Source organism: Streptomyces ipomoeae 91-03, from assembly GCF_000317595.1.
Classification (GTDB): domain Bacteria; phylum Actinomycetota; class Actinomycetes; order Streptomycetales; family Streptomycetaceae; genus Streptomyces; species Streptomyces ipomoeae.
Map to the genome: position 1 here is coordinate 92,354 of NZ_AEJC01000415.1, position 9,232 is coordinate 101,585.

A 9,232-nucleotide genomic window follows, 5' to 3' on the forward strand; every position below is an offset into this window, starting at 1 on the left:
GGGGTCCGGGCGGAGGCCCACGCGGCGGCCGTACGCCATCGGACGGAGCCCGGCGTCGTCGGAACAGGCCGTACATCGTCGGAACGGGCCCTGCGCCGCCGGAACGGCCCTGTGTGCCGGAACGGCCCTGTGCCGTCGGGCGGGCCGGTTGCCTCCGGGCGGGGTCGCGCCCGGAGGCGGACGGCGATCAGGACGACCCGAACTCGCTGTCGATGAGCTGGAACATCTCCTCGTCGGTGGCCGCGTCGAGGTCGACCTCGCTGCCGTCGCCGTCGGCCGCCCTGCCGCTCAGCGCGTCCCACTGGGCGACAAGGGCCTCCAGCCGCTTGCGGACCTGCGCGTGCTCGGCCTCGCCGGGCGCGATCGACGCGAGGCCCGCCTCGATGCCGTCGAGTTCGGAGAGGAGTACGGCGATGTCGTCGACGTCCTGGCCGAGTTCGGCGATCAGCAGCTGGAGGATGGCGTGGGGTGTGGGGTGGTCGAAGATCAGCGTGGCGGGGAGTTTGACGCCGGTGGCGGCCATGAGCCGGTTGCGGAGTTCGACCGCGGTGAGCGAGTCGAAGCCGATGTCGCTGAACGGCAGGGCGGGGTCGATGGCGTCGGCCGAGGCGTGCCCGAGCGCGGTGGCCGTCTCGGCGGTGACGAGGTCCAGCAGGATGCGTTCCTGGTCCGCGCGTCCGGCCTTGGCGAGGCGCTCGGCGAGCCCGCCGGCCGTGTCGCCGTCGGAGTTGGCGGCGCGGCGCGTGTGCTTGACGAGGCCCTGGAACAGCGGCGGCAGGGAGCCCTGTTCGGCCAGGGCGCGCAGGGCGCCGAGTTCCAGTCGTACGGGCACGGTGACCGGGTCGGCCCCGCGCAGGGAGGCGTCGAACAGTGCCATGCCGTCGTCGGCGGTGAGCGGCACGAGCCCGCCCCGGGCGAGCCGCTGCCGGTCGGCCTCGCTCAACTGCCCGGTCATGCTGCCGCCCTGCTCCCACAGGCCCCACACGAGGGACAGCGCCGCCCGGTGCCCGGCCGCCCGGTGGTGGGCGAGGGCGTCGAGGTAGGTGTTGGCGGCGGCGTAGTTGCCCTGGCCGGGGCCGCCGATGAGTCCGGCGAGCGACGAGAACAGCACGAACGCGTCCAGGTCGCGGTCCGCGGTGAGTTCGTGCAGGTTCCACGCCGCGTCGACCTTGGGCCGCAGTACGGCTGACAGCCGCTCGGGGGTGAGGGTGGTGACGACACCGTCGTCGAGCACACCGGCCGTGTGGACGACGGCGGTGAGCGGCGCGCTTTCCGGGACGGTGTCCAGCAGTGCCGCGAGCGCCGTGCGGTCGGTGGCGTCGCACACCTCGATCCGTACGTCCGCGCCCTTCTCGACGAGCGCCGCCCGCAGTTCCCCGGCACCCGGCGCGGCGGCGCCCCGACGGCTGACGAGGAGCAGATTGCGCACCCCGTGGTGGTCGACGAGGTGACGGGTCAGGATGGCCGCGAGGTGACCGGTGCCGCCGGTGACGAGGACCGTGCCGTTCGGGTCGAGCCGGCGCGGCGGCAGCAGCACGTTCTTGCCGATGTGCCTGCCCTGGCTCATGTACCGGAAGGCGTCCTTGGCGTCGGCGAGGTCCCACGTGGTCAGCGGTAGCGGCTGGAGGGCGCCCTGTTCGAAGAGGACGGCCAGCTCGGCGAGGATCTCGTGGATGCGGGTGTTGTCGCCGGTGCCGAGGTCGATGGCGTGGTACGCGACTCCGGGGTGCTCGGCGGCCGTGCGTGCGGCGTCCCGGAGGTCGGTCTTGCCCATCTCGACGAAGTGTCCGCCGTCCGACAGCAGCCGCAGCGAGGCGTCGATGAAGTCGCCGGTGAGCGCGTTGAGCACGGCGTCGACGCCACGGCCTCCGGTCGTGTCCAGGAAGTGGCGTTCGAAGTCCAGGGTGCGCGAGTTGTGCAGATGGGCGGCGTCGATGCCCTGGCCGTGCAGGAAGTCCCACTTGCCGGGGCTGGCGGTGGCGAACACCTCCGCCCCCAGGTGCCGGGCCAGCTGCACCGCGGCCATGCCGACACCGCCGGCCGCCGCGTGGATCAGGATCGACGTGCCCTCCCGTACGTCGGCGAGGTCGCGCAGCGCGTGGTAGGCGGTGGTGAACGCGATGGGCACGGTCGCCGCCTGCTCGAACGTCCACCCCTCCGGTACGCGGATGAGGCTGCGCTCGTCGGCGACGGCGACCGGCCCGAAGGCGCCGGGGAACATGCCCATCACCCGGTCCCCCGGCGCGAACGCGGTGACGTCCGCCCCCGTCTCCACCACGACACCCGCGCCCTCGTTGCCCATGGCGGCGGGCCCCGGGTAGACGCCGAGCGCGATGAGCACGTCACGGAAGTTCAGGCCCGCCGCCCGGACGGCGATCCGTACCTCTCCCGGCGCGAGTTCCGCGAGCGCGGCGGGCTCCGGACGCAGGGCCAGGCTGTCGAGGGTGCCGCCGCCCTCGCTCTCCAGCCGCCATGCCTCCGCCTCGGCGGGCGGCAGGAGCCGGGTGTGGTTCCTGGTGAGCCGGGGTGCGTACGCGCGCCCGCCCCGCAGGGCGAACTGCCCCTGATCGGCGGCGAGTACGGCGGGCAGGGCCCCGGCGGGCTCCCCGTCGGCGTCGGAGTCGAGGTCGACGAGGACGAGCCGCCCGGGGTTCTCCGACTGCGCCGACCGCAGCAGACCCCACGCGGCAGCCGCCGCGAGATCGGTGACCGTCTCGCCACCGAGCCCGGTGCTCACGGCTCCCCGGGTGATGACGAGCAGCCTGCTGTCCTCCAGTTCCGGCTCGCCGAGCCACGCCAGGACCACCGCCAGGGCGTCCGTGGTGAGCGTGTGCACGGCGGCCGGTTCCGGTCCGTCGCCGGTGAGTTCGAGCAGCAGGATGTCGGGCGCCGGTGCTCCGGAGGCGGTCGCCTCGGCCAGTTCGCGGACGTCCCGCGCGCTCATGACGGGTACGGCGTCGAAGTCGCCCTCGGCCGCCGGCAGCGTCACCTCTGCCCACTCGACCCGGTGCAGCGCGTCGAGGTCGCCCCGGCGACCGCCGGCCCCGAGCCGGTCGTTGGCCACGGGCAGCAGGACCAGTGCCTCGACCGACGCGACGGGCGCGCCGGTGGCGTCGGCGAGCTGGAACGCCATCCGGTCCGGTGCCCCGGCCGGGGCGACCCGCACCCTCACCCGCTCCGCACCAGTCGCGTACAGCCGGACACCGCTCCACTCGAACGGCAGCAGCGTCCTGCCCTCGCCCGCGTCGGTCTCGCCCCGGAAGGTGTTGGCGTGCAGGGCCGTGTCGAGGAGCGCGGGGTGGATGCCGTAGCGCGCCGCCTCTTCGTGCTGGTCCTGCGGCAGTTCGGCCTCGGCGAAGATCTCCTCGCCGCGCACCCACACCGTGTGCAGGCCCTGGAAGGCGGGCCCGTAGTCGTAACCGGCCGCCGACAGCGTCTCGTGGAGCGTGCCGGCGTCGCGCGGTTCGGCGCCCTCCGGCGGCCAGACGGAGAGGTCGAAGCCCGCCGTGTCCCCGGCCGCGCCGAGGGTTCCGCTCGCGTGCCGCGTCCACGGGGTGCCGGGGTCGCTTCCGGCGGGCCGCGAGTGGACGGCGAAGGCCCGGCTCCCGTCGCCCCCGTCCGGCTGCACGGTCACCCGTACATCGACGCCGCTCTCCTCCGGCAGCGGCAAGGCCGCCTCGATGATCAGCTCGTCGACACCGGCACAGCCGGTCTCCCGCGCGGCGTGCAGCGCCAGCTCGACGAAGCCCGCGCCCGGCATGAGGACGGTCCCGGCGACGACGTGGTCGGCCAGCCAGGGGTGCGTCCGCGTGGAGAGCCGTGAGGTGAACAAGTAGCCGCCGGTGTCGGGTAGTTCGGTCATCGCACCGAGGAGCGGGTGACCGGGGCTGGTGAGGCCGAGGCCGGTGGCGTCGGTGGCCGCGTTCGGGTCGGGCAGGAGCCAGTAGTCCTGGTGCTGGAAGGCGTACGTGGGGAGGTCCACGCGCCTGCCGCCGGGGAGGAGGGCGGGCCAGTCGAGAGGGATGCCCCGGGTGTGGAGGGTGGCGACGGCGGTGAGGAGGGTGCGCGGTTCGGGGTCGTCGGGGCGGAGGGTGGGGACGCAGGCCGGGGTGTCGAGGGTGTCGTTGACGGCCGAGGCAAGATGCGGGGTCGGGCCCAGTTCCAGGAAGGTGGTCACGCCCTCGGCCGCGAGAGTCCGTACCGCCCGCTCGAAGTGGACCAAGTCGCGGATGTGCCGGGTCCAGTAGCCGGGCGTGAGCGGGTCGCCTTCCCCCGGCCGGCCGCTTTCCCCCGGCCGATCGCCTTCCCCGAGCCGATCGCCTTCCCCGGCGGTGACGAGGGGGATACGGGGCTGACGGTACGTCACGGTCGCGGCGACGCTCGCGAACTCGTCCAGGATCGGGTCCATCAGCGGCGAGTGGAAGGCGTGGGAGACGGTCAGGTCCCGGACGCGGTGGCCCTGTCCGGTCAGCGTCTCCCGTAGCGCCGATATCTCGTCGGTGTCGCCGGAGATCACCGTGTTGGTGGGGCTGTTGTACGCGGCTACGGCGGTGCGCTCGGTGAGCAGCTTGGCGACGGTCTCGGCCGGGGCGGTGGTGGTGATCATCGCGCCGCCGGAGGGCAGGGACTGCATCAGGCGGGCGCGGGCGGCCACGAGCTTCGCCGCGTCCTCCAGGTCGAGCACACCGGCGATGTGAGCGGCCGTCAGCTCGCCGATGGAGTGACCGGCCACCTGGTCCGGCCGTACGCCCCAGGACTCGACGAGCCGGTACAGCGCGGTCTCGACGGCGAACAGACCTGTCTGGGTGTAGAGCGTCCGGTCCAGCCAGCCGTCGGGATCGCTGAACACCACCTCCGCCACCGGGTGCGGGGCATGCCCGGCGAGATGCCGGTCGAGGGCCGCGCACGCCTCGTCGAAGGCCTGTGCGTACACGGGGAAGGCGTCGTACAACTCCCGGCCCATGCCTGGGCGTTGACTGCCCTGCCCGGTGAACAGCACCGCGAGGAGGCCGTCGCCGGCGTTTCCGGTCACGAGCGCGGGGTGCGACTCACCGGCGGCCAGTGCGGTCAGGGCCGTACGGGCCTCGTCCTGGTCACCCGCGAGGATCACGGCCCGCTCGGACAACCGGGCGCGGCCCGTGGCGAGGGAGTGGCCCACATCGAGCAGGGAGCCGGTGCCCTCGATATGGGCCAGGAGGCGTCCCGCCTGGGCGGCCAGGGCGCCCTTCCCCCGGGCGGACAGCACCAGCGGCGTCACCGGCAGTGGTTCGGGGGTGGGCTCCTCCACGGGCTCGGGCTTCGGCGCCTCCTCCAGGATGAGGTGGGAGTTCGTACCGCTGGCGCCGAACGCGGAGACACCGGCCCGGCGGGGACGGTCGTCGGGGGCGATCCACTCGCGCGACTCGGTGAGGAGTTCCACGGCGCCGGCCGACCAGTCGACCTGGGGGGTCGGCGCGTCGACGTGGAGGGTCTTGGGCAGGACGCCGTGTCGCATGGCCTGGATCATCTTGATCACGCCCGCGACACCGGCGGCGGCCTGGGTGTGGCCGATGTTGGACTTGAGGGAGCCGAGCCAGAGGGGGCGCTCCTCGGGGCGGTCCTGGCCGTACGTCGCGATGATGGCCTGGGCCTCCAGCGGGTCGCCGAGGACGGTGCCGGTGCCGTGGGCCTCGACGGCGTCCACGTCGGCCGGGGAGAGGCGGGCGTCGGCGAGGGCCTGGCGGATGACGCGTTGCTGGGAGGGGCCGTTGGGGGCGGTGAGCCCGTTGGAGGCGCCGTCCTGGTTGACGGCGGAGCCACGGATGACGGCGAGCACGGGATGGCCATGGCGTCGGGCGTCCGACAGGCGCTCCAGGAGGAGCATGCCGACGCCCTCGGACCAGCCGGTGCCGTCGGCCGCCGCCGCGAAGGACTTGCAGCGGGCGTCCGGGGAGAGGGCGCGCTGCCGGGAGAAGCTGACGAAGCCGTCGGTGGCCGCCATCACGGCGACGCCGCCGGCGAGGGCGAGCCGGCAGTCCCCGCCGCGCAGCGCCTGGATCGCGAAGTGGACGGCGACGAGGGACGACGAGCAGGCCGTGTCCACGGTGACGGCGGGCCCTTCGAGGCCCAGGGCGTAGGCGACGCGCCCGGAGGCGACGCTGCCGGCGCCGCCGGTCCACTGGTAGCCCTCCAGGTCGGCGGGGAGCGGGTTGATCCGGGTGAGGTAGTCGTGGTTCACCACACCGGCGAACACACCCACGCGGTCGCCGCGCAGCCCCACGGGGTCGATGCCGGCGCGTTCGAAGGTCTCCCAGGCCGTTTCGAGGAGGAGCCGCTGCTGCGGGTCCATGGCCAGCGCCTCGCGGGGTGAGATGCCGAAGAACTCGGCGTCGAAGGCGGCGACGTCGTCGAGGAAGCCGCCCTCGCGGATGTAGCACGTGCCGGTCCTGTCGGGGTCCGGGTCGTAGATGGCGTCGAGGTCCCAGCCGCGGTCGGTGGGGAACTCGGTGATGCCGTCGACGCCGTCCGCCACCAGCCGCCACAGCTCGTCCGGCGTGGTGACGCCGCCCGGCAGCCGGCACGACATGGCGACCACGGCGATCGGCTCGGACGACTCGGCGACGGCCTGGTCGTACTGCTTCTGCAGCCGGGTGTTCTCCTTCAGCGACGCGCGGAGGGCCTCGACCAGCTTGTCGGTCCGGTCACCGGCACCGTTGCCGACCCGGGTGTCCTCGCCGGACGCCTTGTCGGCGCGGTTGCCCGTGCCGGAGGCGTTGCCGGCCCGGCGGTCCTCGCCGGACGTGCTGCCCACCCGCTTGTTCACGCCGGACGCGCTGCCGACCCGCTTGTCCACGTCCCGCTCCGTCTCCCGCGCCACGTCCCGCTCCCTGTCCTGTTCCGTGTTCCGTTTCACTGCGTGCCGCTTCACCGCGTGCCGCTGAGTCACTGGGTGCTCCCGAGAGCGCGTTGCAGCAGGTCGTCGACGTCCATCGCGTCGATGAGCTCCTCGTCGCCGGCGGCCCCGGCCGACCCGGCGGACCCGTTCGCCCCCTTCGTCCCGCCCGACCCGCCGGCCTCGTCCGCCGCCGTGCCGGCGCCCGCGACGTCCAGCAGGGCGTCGAGGAGTCCGGCGTCCCGGAGGGCGGTGAGCGAGACCGAGGCCAGGGCCTGCCGGATCTCGGCCTCGCGTTCCGCCAGTTCGGCGTCCTCCTGGGACGGGTTCTGGGCGGACTCCTGGAGGAGTTGTTCGCGCAGGTAGCCGACGAGTGCGGCGGGGGTGGGGTAGTCGAAGGTCAGCGTGGCGGGCAGGCGCAGCGACACGGCCGTGCTGAGGCTGTTGCGCAGGCTGACCGCCGCCAGCGAGTCGAAGCCCATCTCCTGGAAGGGGCTCTGCGGGCTGATCGCGTCCTGTCCGCTGTGGCCGAGGACGGTCGCCGCCGTCGTCCGCACCAGCTTCATCAGGATCCGATCCCGCTCCGCCTCCGACGCCTCGGTGAGAGAGCGCAGGAACTCGGAGCCCGTCTCACCGCCGTCGTCGTCCGCGGCGGCGGCCTCGATGATCCGCCGCGCCTCCGGGAGATCCCCGAGGAGCGGGCTGCTCCGCATGCCCGTGAAGGCGGGCACGAACTTCTCCCAGTCGATGTCGGCCACGGTGACGGAGGCGGTGGTGGCAGTGGCTGCGGCATCCGAAGTGACGGTCTGCGCGAGCGCCTTGCCGATCAGGTCGGCCGCGACGGGCGACACACCCCGGCGCCGCAACTGCTCCACGGTCGCCTCGTCCGCACCGACTCCGATGCCCTCGACGACGCCCCACGCCACGGACAGCGACGGCAACCCACGCGCCCGGCGCCGCTCGACGAGCGCGTCGAGGAACGCGTTCGCCGCACCCGAGGTCCCCTGCCCGCCACCGCCCCACACACCGGCGATCGACGAGAACACCACGAACATGTCCAGTGTCCTGTCCCCGAGCAACTCGTCGAGATGCACGGCACCGTCCGCCTTCGCCGCCAGCACCTCCACCAGCTCCGTCACATCAGTGCCGGTGAGGGGGTTCGTCCGTACGAGATCGGCCGCGTGTACGACAGCGTCGGGGGTGAGGCCGAGCTCGTCGACGCGGGTGAGGAGGCCGGCGACGCCTTCACGCGTGGTCAGGTCGGCCTCGATGACGGTGAACGCGCAACGGAGTTCGATATCGGTGAGGTCGTACGACGCGCCGGGGGCGACGGTGAGCACCAGGTGCTCGGCACCGGCCCGGGCGAGCCACGCCGCCGCGTGCCGGCCGAGCCCTTCCGTGCCGCTGGTCACGAGAACCGTGCCGCGCACCCGCCACTCGGCCGTGGCACGGGCGGTGTCCCGGCCGAGCCTGCGCGCGAGCACGCCCGCCGGGCGTACGGCCAGCTGATCCTCGCCGTCCTGACCGCACAGGGCGCCCAACAGCCGCCGTACCGCCCGCTCGTCGACCGTCCCGGGCAGGTCGACGAGTCCGCCCCACCGGTCCGGCGACTCCAGCGGCACCGCACGCCCGAGCCCCCACACCAGCGCCTGCCACGGCGACCGCAAAGGATCGGCCGGGCCCGTGCTGACGGCCCCCGAGGTCACACACCACAGCGGTGCCGTGACCCCGGCGTCGCCGAGCGCCTGCACCAGCGTGAGGGTCGCTTCGGCGCCCACGCTCAACGCCGCGCACGCGCCGGTCGTACGGTCGTCCAGGGCCAGCAGCGACAGCACGCCGCCCAGGTCGTCGCCGATGGTGGCGGCCTGCTTCCGCAGCAGCTCGGCGAACCCGGCGCGATCGGGACCGCCGTTTCCGTCGCAGTCGTAGTCGTAGTCGTAGTCGTAGGGGAGTACGACGGTCCGCAGGCCCTGCGCTTCCAGGGTGCCGAGCAGTTGCTCGATCGTGTCGGTCGTGTGGGTGAGCTGCGGGGCCACGACGAGCCAGGTGCCGGTGGGCAGCCCGGGCGCCGGGTTCGTGAGGGGCTTCCAGCCGATCCGGTAACGCAGCCGGTCCACCGCCGACTTCTCGTCCCTGCGCCGCCGCCACGACGCCAGCACACCCACCGCCGCCTCCATCGCGTCGGCCGTGCGCTCCCGCTCCTCAGCGCCGACGCCCAGGGCCGCCACCAGCGACCCGACGTCCTCACGCTCGACCGCCTCCCAGAACCGCGCGTCCACCTCGTCGACGGCCCGCTCGGTCTCGGGCCGCTCGGCCTCCTCCAGCCAGTAGTGCTGGTGCTGGAACGGGTAGGTCGGCAGG

General features: G+C 73.7%; 2 protein-coding genes. Both read right to left on the reverse strand.

The features are described from left to right. Nucleotides 1-187: 187 nt before the first annotated feature. The gene (locus STRIP9103_RS27760; protein ID WP_234022314.1) at nucleotides 188-6,856 is read right to left on the reverse strand and encodes a type I polyketide synthase; all 6,669 of its coding nucleotides are present in this window, start codon (nucleotides 6,854-6,856) and stop codon (nucleotides 188-190) included. A gap of 65 nt (nucleotides 6,857-6,921) precedes the next feature. Then, the coding region (locus STRIP9103_RS27765) for a KR domain-containing protein (protein WP_048821092.1) at nucleotides 6,922-9,232 on the reverse strand (2,311 nt) is incomplete at its 5' end.